Origin of the sequence: Janthinobacterium sp. SUN100 (assembly GCF_030397705.1) — a bacterium.
Classification (GTDB): domain Bacteria; phylum Pseudomonadota; class Gammaproteobacteria; order Burkholderiales; family Burkholderiaceae_D; genus Janthinobacterium; species Janthinobacterium kumbetense.
The window spans coordinates 422,511-443,692 of sequence record NZ_JAPUBU010000003.1 but is presented as its reverse complement, the minus strand read 5'-3'; the positions used below and the strand labels follow the sequence as shown (position 1 = coordinate 443,692).

The window sequence follows — 21,182 nt, the reverse complement described above, 5'->3', positions numbered from 1 at the left end:
GGGAGATACGCCATGCCGAACTCGCTCTTGACGTCGCTGCGGCGCTGCGCCGCCCTGGCCCTGGCCGTGCAGCTGGCCGCCTGCGCGCACGGCAGCACGCCGCAGCTGGACCGGCGCTTCGGCGACGCCGTGCGCCTGTCCATGGCGCAGCAGGTGCGCGATCCGGCCGGCGCGGGCAATCGCGCGCCGGCCGATGGCCTCGACGGACCCAGTGCGCACGCCGTCATGCAGCGCTACCGCGCCTCGTTTGCCGAACCGAATGCCCAGGCGCCGCAGCCGGTGCAATTCATGCTGGGAGGCGGCAGTGGCAAATAGACGCCAGGGCCAGCGCGGGGCGATGCTGATCGCCTTTTCCATCCTGCTCATCGTGGTGCTGGGCTTTGTCGGCCTGGCGCTCGATGTGGGGCAAGTCATCGGCCGCAAGACGGAACTGCAGAACCTGGCCGACAATGCGGCGATGGCGGCGGCCGCGGAACTGGTGGGCACGCCCGAGGGCTTGCTCGTCGCCGTGGAAAAAGCCAAGGGTAGCGCGGCCGACCGCAGCGCATGGCGCCGCCGCATGCAGGGCGCCATCCTGTCTGACGCCAGCATCCGCTTCGCCAGCGCGCCCGACGCGCCTGCCAGCGGCTGGCATGCGGCTGGCGCCGTGCCCGACGCCGCCACGGCGCTGTTCGTGCGCGTCGATACGCAAGCCAGTACCCCCTCGCTGGGACGGGTGGCGACGGCGTTCCTCGGCGCCTGGTCGCCGGCGCTGCGCACCCTGGAGACGGGCGCGCGCGCCGTGGCGGGTCGCACCAGCTTGTACCTGACGCCGCTGGCCATCTGCGCGCTGTCGGCCAGCGCGGCCAGCCCGCGCACGAATGCGGCGCTGCTGCCGGCCGTCGAGTTGCTGGAATATGGCTTTCGCCGCGGCGTGGCGTATAACCTGTTAAAACTCAATCCGCATGGCCCCGCGGCCGAACACTTCGTGCTCAATCCGCTGGGCCAGCCGGGCGTGCTGGGGTCGTCGCAGCAGGTCGGCGAAGCGAGCGTGCTGCCGTTTGTCTGCAGCGGCACGGTGCTGTATCCGCGCATCGGCGGCGCCCAGGTGCATGTGCACCGGCCTTTTCCCGCCGCGCTGTGGACGGCCTTCAACGCGCGCTTCAACCAGCATGCGGGCAGCGGCTGCCATGCCGTCACGGCGCCGCCCGACACGAATATCCGCGCCTATCCGAATACGGCCGCGAGCTGGTGGATGATGAACACGCCCGACGCGCCGAGCGCCCTGAGCACGGGCAATCCGCTGCTGTCCGTGGCCGATCCGGAATCGAATGCGACGCCGCCCGCCGTCGGCAGCTATGGACCGCTGTGGTCGTTTTCCCGGGCGGCCAGGTACAGCAACCCGAAGCCGGCCGGCGGCTATCTGCCGTTTGCCACCAGCGACTGGCCCAGGCTGTATCCGGCCAGCCCGGCCGCGCCGGCCGCCAAGTCCGGCTACCCAGCCACGCCGCCCTACCAGACGCTGGGCTTCCAGACGGCGCCGGCCAGCAACACGGGCGTGGCGCAGCGGCGCCTGCTGCATATTCCCCTGCTGGCTTGTCCCGTGCCGGCCGGCAGCGACGTGCTGGCGCGGGTGCGCGGCATCGGCCGCTTCTTCATGACGGCGCCGGCCAGCAATGGCGTATTGAGCGCCGAATTTGCCGGGCTGGTGGACGAGGGCGCGCTGGCCGGCCCCGCGGAGCTGCTGCAATGAGGCCGCCTTGCCGTGCTGCGCGCCGCCAGGGCGGCGTCGCCGCCATCGAGCTGGCGCTGATCCTGTTGTTTTTCATGGCGCTGCTGCCTTTCGTGCTGCTGTTCGGCCGTGCGCTGCTGGTGTACACGGCCCTGCAAAAAAGCGCGCACGATGCGGCGCGCTACATGGCGACCATGCCGCTGCCGCAGATGGGCAAGTTCGACGCGGCGAGCCAGGGCGCCGCGCTGGCCCGGGAGATGGTGGCCGAGGCGATGGCGGAAAGCTGGCCGGGCATCAATCCCGCATGGGTCAACGTGGAATGCGTGTATGCCGACGATTCCTACGCCTGCGGCAGCTACGCGACGGCGCCGCTGCAGGTGCGCATCAAGGTCACCGCCGACATGCCGGTCGATTTCCTGCCGGGGCTGACCCGCAAGTGGCTGCCGCAACTGGCGCCGATCCCGCTGCGGGCCAACGCGACGTTGCGCTATGTCCATTAACCCGCGCCTCCGCCGGCAGCGCCAGCGCGGCGTCTTCGCCGTCGAATTCGCCATGCTGGCGCTGCTGTTCTTCCTGTTCCTGTTCGCCATGCTGGAAATGGCGCGCGCCGTGTACATGTGGAACATGGTGCATGAAATTACCCGGCGCGCGGCGCGCGCGGCCGCCGTCACCGATTTCAGCAATGCCGGCGCCTTGCAAGCCGTGCGCACGCACGCCGTGCTGCGCGCCACGCCGGGCACGCTGCCGCTCGGCGGTGGCCTCGGCGACGCGCATGTGCGCATCGATTACTTGTCGGAGAGCGGTGGCGGCGCCGCGCTGGCGGCACTGCCGGTGACGGTGTTGCCGGGTTGCCCGCAGCGCAACCGCATCAATTGCCTGGACGATCCGCACGGCGCCAGCTGCATCCGCTTCGTGCGCGCGCGCCTGTGCCAGCCCGGCGTCGGCGCGCGCTGCGAGCGCGTGCCGTACCGGCCCATCCTGCCGCTGCTGGGGATGATGTTTCCCTCCGGCGCAGGCGCCATACGTTTGCCCAGCGGGACCACCATGGCGGTGGCCGAGTCGCTGGGCTACGCGGACAATCCCGGCTTTTGTCCATGAGCGCCAGTGCGTCGGCGCAGCCGAATGTAGTGCCTTGAATGAAGGAGGGGGGATGAAAGCCTTGATGATTACCCGCGACGCCAGCCTGCACGATGAAATCGCGGCGCAAGGCGCGGCCCGCATGCCCGTGCTGCGGCTGCTGGACCGGCGCAGCGGCTTGCGCGACGCCGTCGAGCGCATGCTGCCCGAAGCGCCCGAGCTGGTGATCGTCGACGCCAGCGGCATCGATGCCGACGAAGCCGACCTGCTCGAGCGCCTGGCGCGCCAGTATCCGCTGGCCGTGCTGATGCTGCTCACGCGCGGCCAGCAGCAGGATGTGCTGATCCGCGCCATGCGCGCCGGCATGCGCGAAGTGCTGCAGCTGCCGCTGGTGCACAAGGCCTTCCACGAAGCGATGGACCGGGTCGATATCCAGGCCGGCGTGACGCAGATGCGCGACGGCAAAGTGCTCGCCTTCATCTCGTGCAAGGGCGGCAGCGGCGCCACCTTCCTGTCGACGAATTTTTCCTACGCGCTGGCCAGCCTGGCCGGCTGCAAGGTGCTGCTGATCGACCTGCACGGCCAGTTCGGCGACGCCACCCTGTATGTCTCGGACCAGAAGCCGGCCATGACCTTGTCCGACATCTGCGCGCAGATCGCGCGCATGGACGGCGCCTTTCTCGCCTCGTGCCTGGTGCACATCACGCCGAACTTCGGCGTGCTGGCGGCGGCCGACGACCCGGCGCACAAGGTCGACATGCAGCCCGAGCACATGGACCGCATCCTGGCCGTGGCGCGCCAGCACTACGATTACATCGTGCTCGACGTGGGACGCCAGATCGATGCGCTGTCGCTGCGCGCGCTCGACAACGCCGACGCCATCTATCCGGTGCTGCAGCTGGCCTTGCCCGACATCCGCGACGGGCGCCGCCTGCTCGATATCTTCCGTTCGCTCGGCTATCCGGGCGAGCGCTTGCGCCTGATCGTCAACCGCTATGAAAAGGGCGGGCGCCTGCGCCTGGCGGACCTGGAGCAGGCGCTGGGCGCGGAAGTGGTGCACACGGTGCCCAACGATTACATCGCCGCCACCGATTCCGTCAACCAGGGCATTCCGCTGCTGCAGCTGTCGCGCACCAGCGCCGTGGCGCGCAGCCTGGCCGAACTGGTGGAACTGGTGACGGCGCGCCGCGTGACGGAAAGCCGCGGCCTGTTCGACCGCCTGTTCAGCCGCAGCGAGGCTTAGGACGGGGATGGATGTCAAGGCTCCCGCCGGGAGCCATCATGGGAGCCGAGATGACTTTACGCGAACGCCTGGCGGCGAATGAAACGGTGCGCCCCGCCACGAATGGACAAGGGGCGCTGGCGCTGCACGCCTACCAGGAACTGAAAAAGACCATGCACCAGACGATACTCGACCGTATCGACCTGGAGCGCCTGAAACGCCTGACGGCCGAACAGTTCAAGCACGAGCTGGCGCTGCTGGTGCAGCGCGTGATCGAGGAAGAGCGCATCGTCCTGAACCAGCACGAGCGGCATAGCCTGGTGCTCGACATCCAGCACGAGATGCTGGGCTTCGGCCCGCTGGAACCCTTGCTGGCCGATGCCAGCGTGTCCGATATCCTCGTCAACACCTGCGACAAGGTGTATGTGGAGCGGGGCGGGCGGCTGCAGTTGACGGACGTGACCTTCCACGACAATGCGCACCTGATGAAGATCATCGAGAAGATCGTCTCGCGCGTGGGACGGCGGGTCGACGAATCGAGCCCGATGGTCGACGCGCGCCTGCCGGACGGCTCGCGCGTCAACGCCATCATTCCGCCGCTGGCCGTCGATGGCCCGATCCTGTCGATCCGGCGCTTTGCCGTGCAGCCTTTGAGCATCGCCAATCTGCTCGACTACAAAAGCCTGACGCCGCCCATGGTGCAGGTGCTGCAGGCGCTGGGGCAGGCCAAGGTCAACATCCTGATCTCGGGCGGCACGGGCAGCGGCAAGACGACCCTGCTCAACGTGCTGTCCGGCTTCATTCCCGGCAGCGAACGCATCGTCACCATCGAGGATGCGGCCGAACTGGCGCTGCGCCAGCCGCACGTGGTGCGCCTGGAAACGCGCCCGCCGAATATCGAGGGCAAGGGCGAAGTGAGCCAGCGCGCGCTGGTGCGCAACGCGCTGCGCATGCGGCCCGACCGCATCATCCTGGGCGAGGTGCGCGGCGCCGAGGCGCTCGACATGCTGCAGGCGATGAACACGGGGCATGAGGGTTCGCTGGCGACCATCCACTCGAACACGGCGCGCGACGCGCTGGCGCGGCTGGAAAACATGGTCGGCATGGCCAGCGTGAACCTGACGCCGCGCGCCACGCGCCAGCAGATCTGTTCGGCCGTGACGGTGGTGATGCAAGTGTCGCGCCTGACGGACGGCGCGCGCAAGCTGGTCAGCCTGCAGGAAGTGACGGGCATGGAGGGCGACATCATCGCCATGCATGAAATCTTCCGCTTCGAGCAGACGGGCGTCGATGCCGCGGGCAAGGTGCTGGGCCACTTTTGCGCCACGGGCGTGCGGCCCCGTTTCACGGAACGCCTGCGCATGTTCGGCGCGCCGGTGCCGGACACGGTGTTCGACCCGGATCGAATTTATGAGTAAGGGGGAGGAATCATGGACCTGGTGTTCTACGGCTTTGCCGTGCTGCTGTTCGCCGCCTGCATCCTGATGGTGGAAGGGGCCTGGCTGTGGTGGGCGGGAACGCACGGCAGCGCGGCGCGGCGCATCAACCGGCGCTTGCGGCTGATGGCGGCGCGCGGCGAGGCTGGCGGCGAGCGGGTTTCCATCCTCAAGCAGCGCCGCTATGCGCGCTCGCCTGGCCTGGAGCGCTGGCTGCGGCGCCTGCCGCAGGCGGCAAAGCTCGACCACCTGCTGCTGCAATCGGGCTTGTCCTGGTCGGTGGCGCAGTTCCTGGGCGGCGCGGGCGGCTTGCTACTGCTGGCACTGCTGTGGCTGGCCATCTGGCCCATGCCGCTGCCGGGCGCCTTGCTGCTGCTGGGCGTGGCGGGCGGCGGGCCGTGCATGGTCGTGCTGCGCGCGCGCGCGGCGCGGCTGAAAAAGATCGAGGCGCAATTGCCGGAAGCGGCCGATTTCCTGGCCCGCGCGCTGCGCGCCGGGCACTCGTTTTCGAACGTGCTGCAGATGGTGGGCGATGAGCTCAATGAGCCGATCAGCGGCGAATTCAAGATGGCGCACGAAGAGATCAATTACGGCGTGCCGATGAACGAGGCGCTGCAAAACCTGGCCGCGCGCATTCCGCTGACGGACTTGCGCTACCTCGTCATCGCCGTGCTGGTGCAGCGCGAATCGGGCGGCAATCTGGCCGAAGTGCTGGTCAGCATCGCGCGCATCATCCGCGCCCGTTTGAAGCTGCTGGGGCAGGTGCGCGTGCTGTCGGCCGAGGGGCGCATGTCGGCGTGGGTGCTGGGGCTGATGCCGGTGGTGATGATCGGCGTGATGGCGCTGGTCAACCCGCAATACATCAGCCTGCTGTGGACGGATCCCAGCGGCATCAAGCTGCTGTGGTACGCGGCCGGCATGGTGGCGCTGGGTGTCGTCTGGATGCGCAATGTCATCCGCATCCGCATCTAAGAGATCGCCTGAAAAAAAGTCCATGGCGTTGTTGCGTCGCCTTGTCGTACTGTCGTACTGCCTTCGGCGACACGCCTAGCCCTGAACGTTTTGTCAGTCGATCAATCGGAGGAAATGCCATGACTGGCCCGCAACTGCTGTTTCTGTTGATCGTTTTCGCCGTGGTGGTGGCGCTGGCCTTGCTGGCGTGGCTGATCTTCTTTCCCGGCGCCTTGCGCCAGCGCCTGTTCGGTTCCATGGCGCCGGCCGCCAGCGAGGCGGTGGCCGACACGGGCTGGGTGGAGCGCGTGGCGCGCGTGGCGCAGCCGTTCAGCAAGCTGTCGCTGCCGGAAGAGGGCTGGGAGCGCTCGCCACTGCGCACGCGCTTCATGAACGCGGGCTGGCGCCAGGCCAGCGCGCCGGCCCTGTACTTTGCGGCCAAGACCGTGCTGGCCCTGCTGTTTCCCACCGTACTGGGGCTGTATGCGGCCAGCGCCATGGCGGCGCAGCTGCGCAGCGTGCTGCTGTTGCTGCTGTGCGTCAGCGCCACCGTCGGCTATTACCTGCCGAACCTGGTGCTGGCCAGCACGGCCAAGCGGCGCCAGCGCGACATCTTTGAAAACATCCCCGACGCGCTCGACTTGCTGACCGTGTGCGTGGAAGCGGGCCTGAGCCTGGAGCGCGCGCTGGTGAAGGTGTCGGGCGAAATCCACATCAAAAGCGTGGTGCTGGCGCAGGAATTGCAGCTGGTGCTGATGGAAATGCGCGCCGGCTTTTCCAAGGAAAAGGCGCTGCGCAACCTGGCCTTGCGCAGCGGCGTGGAAGATGTCGACACCCTCGTCGCCATGCTGATCCAGTCTGAACGCTTCGGCACCAGCATGGGCGACTCGCTGCGCGTGCACTCGGAAAATCTGCGCGGCAAGCGCAGCCTGCTGGCCGAGGAGGCGGCCGCGAAGATCGCCTTGAAACTGCTGTTCCCGCTGATCTTTTGCGTCTTTCCCACCCTCATGCTGGTACTCATGGGGCCGGCCGTGATCGAAGTCTATCGCGTGCTCGTGCCGGCCATGGCCAACCGCTGAAAGGAGCTACCATGCGCTTGACGATTTCCCGCCTGGCCACCGCCTGTGCCTGCCTGGGCCTGGCCGCCTGTACCACGCCGCCGGCCCACGCGCCGCTGCCGCAGTGGCCGGACGCCGATGCCGCCTATGCGGCGGGGCGCCAGCATTTCGAGCGGGGCGACTTGCCGGCCGCGCAAGCGGCCTATGCGCAAGCCTTGCGCGCCGCGCCGCGCCATGTGAATGCGCGCAACGGCCTGGCCGTGCTGTACGCGCAGCGGGGCGAGCACGATGCGGCGATCGCCCAATGGCTGGCCCTGACGCAGGAGGCCGGTGCGCCGCAGCCGTGGCAGGCGTATCTGTTCAGCAATCTCGGTCGCGCCTACTATTTGCGCGGGCGCGATGCACAAGCGTTGACTGCGCTGGAACAGGCGTGTCTGCTCGATCCGCTCAATGCGCTGGCCTGGCAGCACCTGGCGCAAGTGCTCGAACGGCTGGGACAGCACGCGCGCGCGGCCGTCATGCGGCGCCAGGCGCAGAGCCTGCAGGAACATGATTTACGGAGCGACATGGCCGTCTTGCGCAACGCGGCGCCGCCGCCGGGCGCGCCCGCGGCCGCGGCCGCGCCGCTGCCGGATGCGCCCGCCATGGCGCGCATCGAGATCACGCAAGGCGACGGCATGGCCCGCTTGCAGCGCGTGCCGGCCGCCGTGCGCAGCGTGCCCGCTGTCACGGCCGGGCGGTCCATGCCGGCTCCTGTCTCGCCCCGCCCGCGCCTGGAAATTGTGAATGGCAACGGCGTGCCTGGCCTGGCCGCCGCCCTGGCGCGCAGCTTGGCCGGCGCTCCCGTGCAAGTGGTGCGCCTGGCCAATGAAACCGGCTTCCAGGTGGCGCGCACGCGCGTCGAGTACCGGCCCGCGCAGGAGCAGGCGGCGCGCCAGCTGGCGCGCCAGTTGGGAACGCAGGTGCAAACCCAAGTAGAAACCCAGGCCGGCGACTGCCCCGCCAGCGAGCTGCGCCTGGTACTGGGGCGCGATTTGAGCGATCCGGCCATGCTGCACCGTTACTATGTGCAGCAATTGCAGCTGGCGCGCCAGGCGCTGGCACGGCTCGGTTAAAACGTCTTGAGCGGCATAGAAAAACGCGGCGCCTTGGCGGGCGCCGCGTGTTTTTCATGCTGCGGATGATTACGGCTGGCGGCGCCGCGTAAAAGCCAGGGCCGCCAATCCCATGCCCAGCAGGAACAGCGTGCCCGGCTCCGGTACCGCAAGCGGCGGATCGATGACGACGATATCGGTGCGCGTGGACTTGGAAAAATTCAGGGTGTAACTGCCGGCCGGCAGGGCGAAATTCGAGGTCAGGGAAAACATCGCGAAGCCATTCGTGAAGGCGCGCCCCGTGGCGGGGTCGTTGGTGCCGGCCGTCATGTTCAGGCTGAACGGGTCGAGGCTGCCGGCGCCATGGTTGCCATTGATGTCGCTGCCATTGTTGGCATCGCCATCGGGCGCGAACTGGAAGATCACGCCATCGGCGTTCGCGTGCGACAGGCAGCCGGCGGGGCTGGAACTGTTGCACGAGATATTGAAGATATCCATGATCGACACGTTCGACTTGTCGCCCATGGTCGTCACGCTGGTGCGCAGGTCGCGCCGTCCCATGAAGCTGAAGGTGATGAAGCCGGCGCTCGACAGGGTCAGGTTGACGGAGCCGGTCAGCGTGTCGCCGGCCGTGGCCGTGGCGGCGCCGATCGTGTTGCGCTGTGCTTCCGCCACGGCGCTCACGCTGGCGCCGCCATTGAGCATGTTGCCGAAGGCATGCGCATCGCCGCGGGCAAATTCCAGGGTGGAACTGGGGCTGGGCGCGTAGTGGTTTTGCGGCAAGCCGCTGCAGCCGCCGCCCGAGCACACTTGCAGCACGTCGGCGTTGGCGGCCGGGCCCGTATTGACGGCGCGCGGATTGACGGCCACGCCGCCTTCGAAAAAAGCGCTGTCGCTGGCATTGCGGTTGGCGCCGGCCAGCGACAGCGCACCGGCGCTGGTGGTGATGCGGAAATTGTTCAACTCATTGACGGCCAGGCCGTACGCGCCGGCCTGTGCCTGGCCGCTGGCCAGCAGGCTCGCCGCCGCCAGTGCGCCCAGCCAGCCCAGGGTCTTGCTTCGTGTGTGATCAACGTTCATCGCAGCCTCTTGTCGTGGTCAGTCTCGGAAAATCCGGGGGACAAAGAATCCAGAATGACTTGCCTGGATTCATCTCGTAGACAGGGATAAGCAGCTTGCGTGCCACACAAAAATATCACAAGAAATCAAGTGCTTGCGCAAAGCGGACTGAGCTGGATGAAGTGAAGTGTAAGAAAGGCCGACGCCGCTTGGCGGGCGCCGTCGGCCAGCCTCAGGTGCCCCGGTGATAGCCCAGGTGGCCGCCCGAATTGCGTGCGCAGCCGCAACCGATGCGCGCCACTTCCTCGCCTTCCGTCAATTTCCAGTTGGTAATCGTCGTGTGATTCCAGTCGATGTCGCTTTTCTTGACAGGTTTGACCGTCAAGATGCGTGCTTCCGCATCCGTGTACTCCATCAGCTCTTCGTCGTCGGCGATGTCGAAATGGCGGTGGATCAGGGAAATGCCGAAGCGGTCGAGCGCGCCGTAGCGTTGCAGCACGTCGCGCAGCTCGCGAAAGCAGGCCAGATCGTCGGGCAGCAGCGGATTGACGGCGGAAATATCGGCGACGGGTTGCCATTGCATGGCGTGGATGTTCAGGCTGTGCATGATAGGCTCCTGTGCCCCATGATGATAGGCCCAGGCTGCCGGAGGGGCGCCGGCACGCCTGGCGAAATGCCCATCGTGGACGCAAAGCCGCTGCGGCGCTTGCGCCGTATCAAAGGTGCGGCACATCGCCTCTCGTCCGATCATTGCCCGGTAAAATAGGCCATGGCAAACAAAACCCCCACCTTCCCCGGCGCGCGCACGGGCCGCGGCCAGGTCCTGGCCGTGCTGCTGTCGAATCGCGACCAGTCCGGCGCCGAACCGCTGCAAGGCCGCGTCTCGCTGGCCGCCATCGTCAAGGCATTGAAACGCAAATATCACTGGCCGATCGAGACGCACAGTTTTCCCGCCAACACGCAGGATGGCCGCGCCAGCTGGGCGACCGTCTACAGCTTGCCGGACAAGGTCATCGAAACCGCGCTGGAGGCCGGCGGCCGGGAGTGGCTGGAGAGCCGGGGAACGGCCGGGCGGCGCTGAGCGCGCCGCCTGCCTTACTCGATCCCTTTACTCGATCCCTTTATTCGAGCCGGAAGCCGACCTTGAGCGTGACCTGGAAGTGCGCCACCTTGCCATCGACGATATGGCCGCGCGAATCGGTCACTTCATACCAGTCCATGTGCTTGACCGTCAGCGCCGCCTTGGCAATGGCATCGCGTATCGCCTGATCGCTGCTCTCGGTCGACGTGCCGACCAGTTCGATCAGCTTGTAAGTGTGTGCGGACATGATATTTCCCCAGGTAGGCAAGCCAGACATCGGGAGCCTGCTTTGCGCAAGCACGTGCTCATCTTGCGCCTAAATGTGCGGGACGTCATGGCGCGGTGCAGCAATGCGTCAGCCTGGATGACGATGCGTGCCAGTGTTCCGGATGGCTTCCGCGGGCGTGGGAAAAGAAAAAAGGGCTACCAGCCGAAGCGGGTAACCCTTTGATTTACTGCTGAATTCTGGTGCCGACTGCCGGTTTCGAACTGGCCACCTGATGATTACAAATCAACTGCTCTACCAAATGAGCTAAGTCGGCAAAAACTGCGCGTTGCGAATTATACGCTATTTAATGCGTGTCAGGGTCGGACGGCCGCCTTTTTTTGGTGGCTCGTCGTCGCCAGGCGTGGCGTTGTCGCGTTGTTCGGGGGAGCTGGTCGGCACGGACGACAGGGTGGGACCGCTGGCGGCGGGGGCGAGCACGGGCGGCGGGACGTCGGCGGAGGCCGGGCTGTCCGTCGGTTGCGCGTCCGGGTCATCGTTGCCCAGCACGGGCTCGAAGGCCATGCCCTGGCCGTTTTCGTTGGCGTAGATGGCCATCACGTTGTCGACCGGCACGTAGATTTCGCGCGAGACGCCACCAAAGCGGGCGTGGAAGCGGATGGCGTCGTTGTCCATCTTCAGGCCGCTGGTGGCGCCGAAGCTGATGTTGAGCACGATTTCGCCCTTTTTCACGTATTCCATCGGTACCGTGGTGCGCGAATCGACTTTGACCGCGAGATAAGGCGTGTAGCCGCTGTCGGTGCACCATTCGTAGATGGCGCGCAGCATATAAGGTTTGGTTGAGATTTCAGACATGGTAGGCACGGTGAGGCGGGAGCGCCCCCGTCAGCATGAGGCGGGCGCACCGGTAGTTCAAAAGACTGGGACAGCGCAAAAAGCAACTTTAACATATGCCCCAAGATATCCCGGCAGGCGCGGCCTGCCGGGATTATCTTTAGCGGCGCATGACCTTTTCGGAAGGGGTCAGCGCTTCGATGTACGCAGGACGCGAGAAGATGCGTTCGGCGTATTTCATCAGCGGTGCAGCCGTCTTCGACAGTTCGATGCCGTAGTGGTCCAGGCGCCACAGCAGCGGCGCGACAGCCACGTCGAGCATCGAGAATTCGTCGCCCAGCATGTACTTGTTTTTCAGGAACAGCGGCGCCAGGGTCGTCAGGCGGTCGCGGATTTCCGCGCGTGCCTTGTCGTGGGCCTTGTCGTTGCTCTTGGCGCGTTCGCTTTCCAGCACGTGCACGTGCACGAACAGTTCTTTTTCGAAATTGAACAGCATCAGGCGCGCGCGGGCGCGCATCAGCGGATCGGCCGGCATCAGTTGCGGATGCGGGAAGCGCTCATCGATGTACTCGTTGATGATGTTCGATTCATACAGGATCAGTTCGCGTTCGACCAGGATAGGCACCTGGCCATACGGATTCATGGTCGAAATGTCTTCCGGTTTGTTGAACAGGTCGACGTCGCGCACTTCGAAGTCCATGCCTTTTTCAAACAGGACCAGGCGGCAGCGTTGCGAAAATGGGCAGGTTGTACCCGAATAGAGAACCATCATTTTTTATAGTTCCTTAGAAACAAAGGGGGTGAAGCCGCGAACGGCTCACCCCAGGTCGCTTGTCCACTCATGCGGACAACGCAGAAACAGGCATAAACCGGCCTATGGCCGGCGCCTCACTTATTTGACTTCCTTCCAGAACGACGCGTTAAGGCGCCATGCCAGCAGAGCAAAGACCGACAGGAACAGCAGCACCCACACGCCCAGGCGCTTGCGTGTCTGCTGTGCCGGTTCGGCCATCCACTCCATGTAGCCGACCAGGTCGGCTACCGCATTGTCATACTCGATCTTGTTCAACGTACCTGGCTTGACCTGCTCGAAGCCGGCAAATTTGTGGATCTTCTTGCCAGCTTCGTGCGGATCATTCTCTTCCACGAACTTGGCAGACTGGACACCTTGCAATTCCCATAATACATGCGGCATGGCAACATTCGGCACGACCATGTTGTTCCAGCCGGTCGGACGAGTGTCGTCTTTATAGAACGTACGCAGGTAAGTATACAGGTAGTCGCCGCCTGTGCCAGCGGAAGATGATTTCGCGCGCGAAATTACCGACAAATCCGGTGGTACGACGCCAAAGAAGGCCTTGGCGTCCTGCGGTGCCAGGCTCGTCGTCATCAAGTCGCCGACTTTATCGCCGGAGAACAACAGATTCTGCTTGATCTGGTCTTCCGTCAAGCCCAGGTCGCGCAGGCGGTTGTAGCGCATCGACACGGCGGCGTGGCAATTCAGGCAATAATTGACGAACAATTTGGCGCCATGTTGCAGCGCTGCCATGTTGGTCTGGCGGTCAGGAGCCTTGTCCAGCGGAAAGCCGCCTTCGCTGGCGAGAGCCATGGCGGGCACGAAGGCCAGGATGGCGAGCAGTTTTTTTGCAATCTTCATATGATGTATGTCCTTTGAGCGTGGCGTGAGAGCGGCTTAGTGCGGGTGAAACGTCACACGCGACGGCACGGTCTTGAACTTGCCCATTGCACTCCACCATGGCATCAACAGGAAGAAGCTGAAGTAAATCAGGGTGCACACTTGCGACACGATGGTCTTCGTATCCGTTGGCGCCTGGGTCCCGAGGTAGCCGAGGATCAGGAACGACAGGCCGAAGATGGCGTACACATATTTGTGCCAGTTCGGACGGTAGCGGATCGATTTCACAGGGGAATGGTCGAGCCATGGCAGGAAGGCCAGGATCACGACGGAACCGCCGAAGAACACCACGCCCCAGAATTTCGCGTCCAGCACCTGCGGCAGCATGCCGATGATGGCGACGATGGCGATGCCGGCGATGGCAGACTTGACCGTCGTCGACAGGCGCGACTTGAGCCAGATGAACACCACGTAGGCAGCCACGACACCCATCAGCACGTACATGAAGTCGGCCGTGGTGGCGCGCAGCACCGAGTAGAACGGCGTGAAGTACCAGGTTGGCGCGATGTGCAGCGGGGTCTTCAGCGAATCGCCTGGCAGGAAATTGTTGTATTCCAGGAAATAACCGCCCATTTCCGGCGCAAAGAAGACGACGGCGCTGAAAATGACGAGGAAGATCGAGACGCCGAACAAATCGTGCACGGTGTAGTACGGGTGCGAAGGAATCGAATCGACCGGGTGGCCGTCGGCGCCCAGGTTTTCCTTCACTTCGATGCCGTCCGGATTGCTCGAACCGACTTCATGCAGGGCGATCAAGTGCGCTGCAACCAGGCCCAGCAGTACCAGCGGGATGGCGATCACGTGGAAGGCGAAGAAGCGGTTCAGGGTTGCGTCGGAGACGACGTAGTCGCCGCGGATCCACAGCGACAGGTCAGGGCCGATCAGCGGGATGGCGCCAAACAGGTTGACGATCACTTGTGCGCCCCAGTACGACATCTGGCCCCATGGCAACAGGTAGCCGAAGAACGCTTCGGCCATCAGGCACAGGAAGATGGCGAAACCGAACAGCCAGATCAGTTCACGTGGCTTGCGGTACGAGCCGTACAGCAGGCCGCGCGTCATGTGCAGGTAGACGATGATGAAGAAGGCCGAGGCGCCCGTCGAGTGCATGTAGCGCACCAGCCAGCCCCACGGCACTTCGCGCATGATGTACTCGACGGAATTGAAGGCCAGGGCCGCATCCGGTTTGTAGTGCATGGTCAGGAAGATGCCGGTGACGATCTGCAGTACCAGCACCAGCATGGCCAGCGAACCGAAGATGTACCAGAAGTTGAAGTTTTTCGGGGCGTAGTACTTGCCCCATTGATCGTTCCACAGCTTGGTCAGGGGAAAGCGGTCATCGACCCAGCCCAGCGCTTTTTCGGCGACGGGAGCGTCTGCCGGGAATTTCGTTTCTTTGAAAGCAGCCATGATCAAGCCTCGCCTTTCTCGTCTTTACCTATCAGCAATTTGGTGTCGCTCAGGTACATATGGCGCGGCACTTGCAGGTTGTCCGGCGCCGGCTTGTTCTTGAACACGCGGCCAGCCATGTCGAAGGTGGAGCCGTGGCAAGGGCACAGGAAGCCGCCTTCCCAGTCATCGGGCAGCGACGGTTGCGGGCCGGGGGTAAATTTCGAGGAAGGGGAGCAGCCCAGGTGGGTGCAGATGCCGACGGCGACGAGAATTTCAGGCTTGATGGAACGCGCCTCGTTCATGCAGTATTCGGGCGTGAATTCGGCGGGATTGCGTTGGGAATTGGCATCGGCGACCTTGCCATCGGTTTGCTTGAGCGACGCGATCATTTCCGGCGTGCGCTTCAGGATCCAGACCGGCTTGCCGCGCCATTCGACGGTGCGCATTTCGCCGGGTTGCAAGGTGGTGATGTCTACTTCGACCGGCGCGCCAGCCGCTTTCGCGCGCTCCGACGGCTGGAAGGTGCTTACCAAGGCTCCCGCGGTTGCCAATCCAACTACACTGCCCGCCGCGCACGTGGCGACGAGCAAGCCGCGACGGCCTGAATCGACCTGCTTTTCGTTACTCATGCAAACCCCAATCAGTCAAAATGCGAATCTTTATTATGAGTGGCAGCCGCGAAAAACCCGTCGCCGAAGCTCTTTCCCACTGATTGCCGCAACCCGCATCTTTGTACGGTAAAGTGGCAACATCCCTGCGGAACTTCGGACTATGGCGCAGCCCATGCCAGTTTCTTGTTGATTATCCGGAAGCGAAAAAGCCGCTTCTGGCAACCGCAAATTATAAGTGAAGCAAACAACGAATAAAACAAAAACGTTGCTTGTACCATAATTTATATACTTTTGCAGGAGGTGGCTAGTTCTTTCGAACTAGATGCGCGCGGCTGTGCCGGAATTGGTCTCGCCGGCAACCACAAGTTGGTGTGCCCGGGAATCAATAGTATGATCGGCATGTTTTTTATACATATCCGAAGGAGAAATTTCATGGCAATGATGCAAGAATTTAAAGAATTTGCAATGAAGGGTAACGTCGTCGATCTGGCGGTCGGTGTCATTATCGGTGGTGCCTTCGGCAAGATTGTCGATTCCCTGGTGCAAGACGTGATCATGCCGCCCATCGGCCGCATTTTCGGCGGCCTCGATTTCGCCAATTACTACCTGCCCCTGAATGGCCAGGCGACGACCCTGACCCTGGTGGAAGCGAAAAAGGCGGGCGCCGTGCTGGCCTACGGCAATTTTCTGACCATTTTGCTCAATTTCGTCATTCTGGCTTTCATCATCTTCCAGATGGTGCGCCTGATGAACAAGGCCCGCCGCAGCGAACCGGTCGCGCCGGCGCCGGCACCGGCCACGCCGGAAGACATCGTGCTGCTGCGTGAAATCCGCGACTCCCTGCAGCAGAACGCACGCAACAGCAACAATCTGGCAAAATAAGTCGTTCCGGCACCGGCCGGCTGACCTGGGTGGAGTGTTATGCGACGATTCTGGTTATTGTTTGCGCAAACCGTGACGATCGCGTTGGCGCTGTACTTTGTGTACGGCGCGCTGCGCCCGGCCAGCCGGGTACAGCAACTGGGCTCTCCGACTAAACCGGTGCCCGTGGTGGAAACGGCGTCCAGCAGCCTGGCGCCCGGTTCCTACCGCGACGCGGCGGCGCGCGCCATGCCCGCCGTCGTCAACATCCTCACCCTGCAAGTACCCAAGCGCGGCGCCCATCCGCTGGCGCGCGATCCCTTCTTCAAACGTTTCTTCGGCGACCGCGACCCGGACGGCGAGGATGACGACGACTTGAAAAACAGCCTCGGTTCGGGCGTCATCGTCAGCCATGAAGGCTATGTGCTGACCAACAACCACGTGGTCGAAGGCGCCGACGAAATCGAAGTCGTGCTCACGGATGGCCGCAAGGCGCCCGCCAAGGTGGTGGGCCTGGATCCGGAAACGGACCTGGCCGTGATCAAGATCAACCTCGACAAGCTGCCCGTCATCGTGCTGGGCCAGTCGGAACTGGCGCGCGTGGGCGACGTGGTGCTGGCCATCGGCAACCCCTTCGGCGTGGGCCAGACGGTGACCATGGGCATCATCTCCGCCCTGGGCCGCAACAATCTGCACATCAACAGCTTTGAGAATTTCATTCAGACGGATGCGGCGATTAACTTCGGCAATTCGGGCGGCGCCCTGGTCGATACGCGCGGCAACTTGATCGGCATCAATACGGCGATCTACTCGCAAAGCGGCGGCTCCGTCGGCATCGGCTTCGCCATCCCCGTCTCGACGGCGAAAACCGTGATGGAAGCCATCATCAAGGATGGCCACGTGGTGCGCGGCTGGATCGGCGTGGAAACGCAGGACATCACGCCCGAGCTGGCGCAAAGCTTCAACTTGCAGCGCAGCAGCGGCGCCATCATCGCCGGCGTGGTGCGCAACGGCCCGGCCGACAAGGCGGGCATCGTGCCCGGCGACATCCTGCTGACGGTGGAAGGCAAGCCCGTGGGCGACACGACGGAAATGCTGAACCTGATCGCCCAACTGCCGCCCGGCGGAAAAGCTAAAATGACGGTGCTGCGCAAGAATCGCGAAGCGGCGCTCGACGTGATGGTGGGCAAGCGCCCCCTCCCGAAAGAGCTTTCCAAATAGTTGCTGATCGGAATTTGACACATGCATGTGCGTGATTTGACCCAATTTTTACGTGAACTGAGCGACAACAACAACCGTCCCTGGTTTGTCATGAACAAGCCCCGTTACGACATCCTGCGCGAGGAATTCCTCGCACTGGTGACGTCACTTATTGCTGAACTCGGCAAGTTCGATCCGGCCGTGAAGTACTGCAATCCGAAGAAGGCCTTGTTCCGCATCAACCGCGACGTGCGTTTCGCGCACGATAAAAGCCCGTATAAAACGCGCTTTTCGGCCGCCATTGCGCCGAACGACATGCGCCGTCCCAGCAAGGCGGGCGGCCCCACGTATTACCTGCAGATCGATGGCCAGGGCAACTTGCTGTTCGGTGCCGGCGAATACATGCCGCCGCCCGGCCGCCTGAAGGCGCTGCGCGAGCATATGCTCAACGACGCGCCAGGGTTTTCCAAAGTGCTGAAGAATAAGCGCTTGAAGGCCCGTTTCGGCACCATCCAGAACGAGGGCAAGTTGCAGCGCCCGCCCAAGGGCTTCGAGGCGGATGCCGAACATATCGAATTCATCAAGCTGAAGAGCTTTTTTGTCTGGACCGAAATACCGCTGCCCGTGAACGACCCCGAGAAACTGCTGCCGACCCTGGCGGAAGGCTTGAAGGATGCGTGGCCGCTGGTCGAGTGGATGCGCGGCGCGAAAGAGCCGGAGGAAGTCACCGAGTAATTGCGGAAGGAGCACATGATGGCACTGGAACACGCAAGTTCAGGACAGGTGATCGAGGTGCTGCGCAGGGACGGCGACGACCTGTCGCAGTTTTCCGCCATCGCGCTGGCCAAGACGGATGAGCTGGAATTGATCCGCATGTGCATGCCCAAGGGCAAGACCATGCCCGAGCATCATGTGCTCGGCGAAATCACCTTGCTGTGCCTGCAAGGGCAGGTGGCGGTGACGGCGCATGGCGGCGTGCACCTGCTGGGGCCGGGGCAGATGCTGTACCTGCTCGGCGGCCAGGCGCACGCCCTGGAAGCGCGCGAAGACAGCCTGTTATTACTGACCATACTCATGCACAAGGCGGGACGTTAGGTTTTTTCTGGCGCTCAAGCCGCCTCGGCGCGCGGATCGCGCGACAGCAGCTGCTGCACCATTACGTGCGGCAAATCGCCATCGAACAGCACGCCGGCCACCGCGTTGGTGATCGGCATCTCGACGCCCATGCGGAGCGCCAGTTCGCGCACGGCCTTGGCGCACGGCACGCCTTCGGCCACATGACCCAGCTCGGCCACGATGGTCTCCAGCGCCTTGCCTTGCGCCAGGCCAAGGCCGACGCGGCGGTTGCGCGACAGGTCGCCCGTGCACGTCAGAATCAGGTCGCCCATGCCCGTCAAGCCCATGAACGTTTCCGTCTGGCCACCGAGGGCCGTGCCCAGGCGCGTGATTTCCGCCAGGCCACGCGTGATCAGCGCGGCGCGCGCATTCAAGCCCAGGCCCAGGCCGTCGGCCACGCCCGTGGCGATCGCCAGCACGTTCTTGACGGCGCCGCCCACTTCCACGCCCACCAGGTCGTCGCTCGCATACACGCGGATGGTGCCGCCATGCAAGGCCGAGACGACGGCGCCGCGCAAGGCCGCGCTGTGCGAGGCGATGGTCAGCGCGCACGGCAAGCCGCGCGCCACTTCCTGCGCGAACGAGGGGCCGGACAGGGCGCCGCCGGGGATATTGTCGCCCAGCACTTCCTGCACGATCTGGTGCGGCAGCAAGCCTGTGCCGCCTTCAAAGCCTTTGCATAGCCACACCAGGTTGCCGATGGCCTTGTCTTTCAATTGCTGCAGCATGGGCCGCAAGCCCGCCACGGGGCAGGCGGCGATCAAAATGCCGTGTTCGCCACCGGCATGCGCGACGGCGGCGTCGAAATCGGCGCTGATGCGCAGTTGCGGCGGCAAGGGGAAACCGGGCAAATAACTGTTTTCGCCGCTGGCGGCCATGGCGGCCATGGCGTCGCCGTTGCGGCCCCACAGCAGCACGTCGTGGCGGCCGGCCAGGGCCATGGCCACGGCCGTGCCCCAGGCGCCGGCGCCGAGGATGGTGATCTTGCGGGGGAGCGCCGTGGCGGCGGGAGATGTATCGGGAGAAACTTGCATGCGACCTCAGTCTGGCAGGGGGAGGGGCGCGGCGCGGCTGGCCGCTGCCCGGATGAATCTGGCGGTGCTTACAGGCCCCACACTTCGCTGGTCTTGACGTAGCCGCTCTGGCCATCCTTGTGGCGGACCTTGACCCAGTTGGAGCTCGGCTGCTCGCTCATTTCCAGCAGCACGCCCTTGTCGACGAGGATGATGGGGGAGGCGGTGTCGTCTGGGCTGGCGCGAACCTTGAGGTTCGCGGCGCGCGCCACGACGTTGCGCTTGGCGGACAGGCCCTTGGCTTCCGTCCAGGCCATTTCGCCGCTGGCGTCGCGTACCTTGACCCATTCGCCGTAGCTGAGCACGATTTCCAGCGGCATGCCGCGTGGCGCCACGTACAGCTTGCCGCCCTTGGCGGATGGCGCGTCGTACAGGATCACGGGAGCCGCGCCCACCGTTTTGAAATCGACGGCGTGACTGGCGGCGGTCGCCAGCAGCAGCACGGCGCCGGCCATCCAGCGGAACTTGCTCAAGAGCGCACTTTTCAACATGATATTTTTGAACCTTAACGAAACACGGCGGCCAGGCCGCCGTGTCAGGCCAGCCTTGACGGCTGGCGGGGTCTTGCCTGAAGCTTAGTGCGTCGTCGCGTCGGCTGCCGGGGCAGCTGCTGCGGCGTCAGCAATAGCTTGCAGACGTTGTTGGTAGAACACTTCGAAGTTGATCTCGGCCAAGTGCACTGGCGGGAAGCCGGCACGGGTGATCACGTCGGCGATGTTGGCGCGCAGGTAAGGGTAGATGATGTTCGGGCAGCCGATTCCCAGCAGTGGATCGAGTTGATCAGCAGGAATGTTGCGTGCTTCGAAGATACCGGCTTGCTTGCCTTCAACCAGGAAAGCGACTTTTTCGCCGACTTTGGCGGTGACGGTGATGGTCACGGTGGCTTCGAAGATGCCGTCGGCCAGAGGCGCAGCGCCCACGTCCAGTGCCACTTCGATGGCTGGTGCTTCTTGTTCCAGGAAAATAGCTGGGGAATTTGGTTGTTCCAGCGACATGTCTTTCAGGTAGACGCGTTGGATTTGGAAGACTGGTTGCAGATTTTCGTCAGACATGGAACGCTTTCGTTGTAAAGGACAAGAACGGCACACCGTTCAAATATGGTGCTTGCGGTATTCAAACCGCGCCGGATAGGCGCGGCCAGATCAGGTGCGAGGGCAATTGTATCAAAACAATACGACAAAAAACCAAGCAATTTCTCGAACCCGCTTTATATCAGGCTGCCGTGCCATTTAACAAGGGGTCCAGCTTGCCAGCTTGATCGAGCGCATACAAATCGTCGAATCCGCCCACGTGGGTATCGCCCACATAGATCTGCGGCACCGTGCGGCGGCCCGTGCGTTCCATCATCTTGATGCGCTCTTCCGGGTCGAGGTCGACGCGGATCTTTTGCACGGCGACGCCCTTGGCTTCCAACAGGCGCTCGGCGCGCACGCAATACGGGCACACGGCGGTGCTATAGACAATTACTGGTACGGTCATGATGA

General features: G+C 64.0%; 26 protein-coding genes and 1 tRNA gene. 14 read left to right on the top strand and 13 right to left on the bottom strand.

Annotated elements, in window-relative coordinates; all coding sequences use genetic code 11:
- The first annotated feature begins 12 nt into the window (after nt 1–12).
- From O0881_RS18520 to O0881_RS18480, 9 genes are all read left to right on the top strand, one after another.
- A complete protein-coding gene (locus O0881_RS18520; RefSeq protein WP_251349467.1) occupies nt 13–315 on the top strand; it encodes a hypothetical protein in 303 nt (100 codons plus the stop codon).
- Nucleotides 305–1,732 (top strand): pilus assembly protein TadG-related protein, encoded by a 1,428-nt coding sequence (locus tag O0881_RS18515; RefSeq protein ID WP_289912461.1) that lies wholly within the window; start codon nt 305–307, stop codon nt 1,730–1,732. Before O0881_RS18520 ends, O0881_RS18515 begins: the two co-directional genes overlap by 11 nt.
- Nucleotides 1,729–2,211: a TadE/TadG family type IV pilus assembly protein gene (locus O0881_RS18510; RefSeq protein WP_289912460.1), complete on the top strand. Its 483-nt coding sequence runs from the start codon at nt 1,729–1,731 to the stop codon at nt 2,209–2,211. The genes O0881_RS18515 and O0881_RS18510 overlap by 4 nt, the downstream gene beginning before the upstream one ends.
- Nucleotides 2,201–2,809 carry a TadE/TadG family type IV pilus assembly protein gene (locus O0881_RS18505; protein ID WP_289912459.1) on the top strand — a complete coding sequence of 203 codons (609 nt, stop codon included), beginning with the start codon at nt 2,201–2,203 and terminating at the stop codon, nt 2,807–2,809. The genes O0881_RS18510 and O0881_RS18505 overlap by 11 nt, the downstream gene beginning before the upstream one ends.
- Nucleotides 2,810–2,861: 52 nt before the next feature.
- Entirely contained in the window at nt 2,862–4,031 is a 1,170-nt protein-coding gene (locus tag O0881_RS18500) for an AAA family ATPase (RefSeq protein WP_077398652.1), read from the top strand.
- 50 nt (nt 4,032–4,081) lie between these two features.
- Nucleotides 4,082–5,428 carry a CpaF family protein gene (locus O0881_RS18495; protein WP_099668285.1) on the top strand — a complete coding sequence of 449 codons (1,347 nt, stop codon included), beginning with the start codon at nt 4,082–4,084 and terminating at the stop codon, nt 5,426–5,428.
- A gap of 12 nt (nt 5,429–5,440) precedes the next feature.
- Nucleotides 5,441–6,418, top strand: a complete 978-nt coding sequence (locus tag O0881_RS18490; RefSeq protein ID WP_099665821.1) for a type II secretion system F family protein — start codon at nt 5,441–5,443, stop codon at nt 6,416–6,418.
- 119 nt (nt 6,419–6,537) lie between these two features.
- Nucleotides 6,538–7,476 (top strand): type II secretion system F family protein, encoded by a 939-nt coding sequence (locus tag O0881_RS18485; RefSeq protein ID WP_289899582.1) that lies wholly within the window; start codon nt 6,538–6,540, stop codon nt 7,474–7,476.
- An 11-nt stretch (nt 7,477–7,487) separates the two neighbouring features.
- A complete protein-coding gene (locus O0881_RS18480) occupies nt 7,488–8,570 on the top strand; it encodes a tetratricopeptide repeat protein (RefSeq protein ID WP_289912458.1) in 1,083 nt (360 codons plus the stop codon).
- Nucleotides 8,571–8,639: 69 nt separating this feature from the next.
- Here the strand turns inward: O0881_RS18480 and O0881_RS18475 are convergent, their stop codons facing one another.
- Both O0881_RS18475 and O0881_RS18470 read right to left on the bottom strand, forming a co-directional pair.
- A complete protein-coding gene (locus tag O0881_RS18475) occupies nt 8,640–9,629 on the bottom strand; it encodes a PEP-CTERM sorting domain-containing protein (RefSeq protein WP_289912456.1) in 990 nt (329 codons plus the stop codon).
- Nucleotides 9,630–9,840: 211 nt separating this feature from the next.
- Nucleotides 9,841–10,215 carry a hypothetical protein gene (locus tag O0881_RS18470; protein ID WP_099665817.1) on the bottom strand — a complete coding sequence of 125 codons (375 nt, stop codon included), beginning with the start codon at nt 10,213–10,215 and terminating at the stop codon, nt 9,841–9,843.
- 162 nt (nt 10,216–10,377) lie between these two features.
- On the opposite strand from O0881_RS18470, the gene O0881_RS18465 reads away from it, so the two are divergent.
- Nucleotides 10,378–10,689, top strand: a complete 312-nt coding sequence (locus O0881_RS18465) for a hypothetical protein (RefSeq protein ID WP_289912455.1) — start codon at nt 10,378–10,380, stop codon at nt 10,687–10,689.
- A gap of 40 nt (nt 10,690–10,729) precedes the next feature.
- Here the strand turns inward: O0881_RS18465 and O0881_RS18460 are convergent, their stop codons facing one another.
- From O0881_RS18460 to petA, 7 genes are all read right to left on the bottom strand, one after another.
- A complete protein-coding gene (locus O0881_RS18460; RefSeq protein WP_071325761.1) occupies nt 10,730–10,936 on the bottom strand; it encodes a dodecin in 207 nt (68 codons plus the stop codon).
- Between the two features lie 219 nt (nt 10,937–11,155).
- Nucleotides 11,156–11,231: transfer RNA gene (locus tag O0881_RS18455), tRNA-Thr, on the bottom strand.
- A gap of 26 nt (nt 11,232–11,257) precedes the next feature.
- Nucleotides 11,258–11,770, bottom strand: a complete 513-nt coding sequence (locus O0881_RS18450) for a ClpXP protease specificity-enhancing factor (RefSeq protein ID WP_034783599.1) — start codon at nt 11,768–11,770, stop codon at nt 11,258–11,260.
- 139 nt (nt 11,771–11,909) lie between these two features.
- Nucleotides 11,910–12,521 (bottom strand): glutathione S-transferase N-terminal domain-containing protein, encoded by a 612-nt coding sequence (locus O0881_RS18445; protein WP_010394154.1) that lies wholly within the window; start codon nt 12,519–12,521, stop codon nt 11,910–11,912.
- 120 nt (nt 12,522–12,641) lie between these two features.
- Nucleotides 12,642–13,406, bottom strand: coding sequence for a cytochrome c1 (locus tag O0881_RS18440; protein WP_099665814.1), 765 nt, complete (start codon nt 13,404–13,406; stop codon nt 12,642–12,644).
- A gap of 36 nt (nt 13,407–13,442) precedes the next feature.
- Nucleotides 13,443–14,855: a cytochrome bc complex cytochrome b subunit gene (locus O0881_RS18435; protein WP_099668284.1), complete on the bottom strand. Its 1,413-nt coding sequence runs from the start codon at nt 14,853–14,855 to the stop codon at nt 13,443–13,445.
- Nucleotides 14,856–14,857: 2 nt separating this feature from the next.
- Entirely contained in the window at nt 14,858–15,466 is a 609-nt protein-coding gene (gene petA, locus O0881_RS18430; protein WP_034783594.1) for a ubiquinol-cytochrome c reductase iron-sulfur subunit, read from the bottom strand.
- Nucleotides 15,467–15,880: 414 nt separating this feature from the next.
- Here petA and mscL point away from each other — a divergent pair, with 414 nt between their 5' ends.
- Genes mscL through O0881_RS18410 form a run of 4 tightly spaced genes read left to right on the top strand, consistent with a single transcriptional unit; the run spans nt 15,881 to nt 18,604 of the window.
- Nucleotides 15,881–16,330 carry a large conductance mechanosensitive channel protein MscL gene (mscL, locus tag O0881_RS18425; protein ID WP_077398674.1) on the top strand — a complete coding sequence of 150 codons (450 nt, stop codon included), beginning with the start codon at nt 15,881–15,883 and terminating at the stop codon, nt 16,328–16,330.
- 39 nt (nt 16,331–16,369) lie between these two features.
- Nucleotides 16,370–17,530, top strand: coding sequence for a Do family serine endopeptidase (locus O0881_RS18420; protein WP_180278647.1), 1,161 nt, complete (start codon nt 16,370–16,372; stop codon nt 17,528–17,530).
- A 21-nt stretch (nt 17,531–17,551) separates the two neighbouring features.
- Nucleotides 17,552–18,244, top strand: a complete 693-nt coding sequence (locus O0881_RS18415; protein WP_289912454.1) for a DUF2461 domain-containing protein — start codon at nt 17,552–17,554, stop codon at nt 18,242–18,244.
- A gap of 15 nt (nt 18,245–18,259) precedes the next feature.
- Nucleotides 18,260–18,604, top strand: coding sequence for a cupin domain-containing protein (locus tag O0881_RS18410; protein ID WP_289899575.1), 345 nt, complete (start codon nt 18,260–18,262; stop codon nt 18,602–18,604).
- A 14-nt stretch (nt 18,605–18,618) separates the two neighbouring features.
- On the opposite strand, the gene O0881_RS18405 is transcribed toward O0881_RS18410, so the two are convergent.
- The 4 genes from O0881_RS18405 to grxC all read right to left on the bottom strand — a co-directional run bounded on the left by O0881_RS18405 (nt 18,619) and on the right by grxC (nt 21,177).
- On the bottom strand, nt 18,619–19,659 hold the full coding sequence (locus O0881_RS18405; RefSeq protein ID WP_289912453.1) for an NAD(P)H-dependent glycerol-3-phosphate dehydrogenase: 1,041 nt from the start codon (nt 19,657–19,659) through the stop codon (nt 18,619–18,621).
- Nucleotides 19,660–19,727: 68 nt separating this feature from the next.
- Complete coding sequence (locus tag O0881_RS18400; protein ID WP_099665810.1) at nt 19,728–20,189, bottom strand: SH3 domain-containing protein; 462 nt, start codon at nt 20,187–20,189, stop codon at nt 19,728–19,730.
- An 84-nt stretch (nt 20,190–20,273) separates the two neighbouring features.
- The gene (gene secB, locus O0881_RS18395; RefSeq protein ID WP_077398684.1) at nt 20,274–20,750 is read right to left on the bottom strand and encodes a protein-export chaperone SecB; all 477 of its coding nucleotides are present in this window, start codon (nt 20,748–20,750) and stop codon (nt 20,274–20,276) included.
- Between the two features lie 160 nt (nt 20,751–20,910).
- Nucleotides 20,911–21,177 carry a glutaredoxin 3 gene (grxC, locus tag O0881_RS18390; RefSeq protein WP_070220900.1) on the bottom strand — a complete coding sequence of 89 codons (267 nt, stop codon included), beginning with the start codon at nt 21,175–21,177 and terminating at the stop codon, nt 20,911–20,913.
- Nucleotides 21,178–21,182 lie beyond the last annotated feature (5 nt).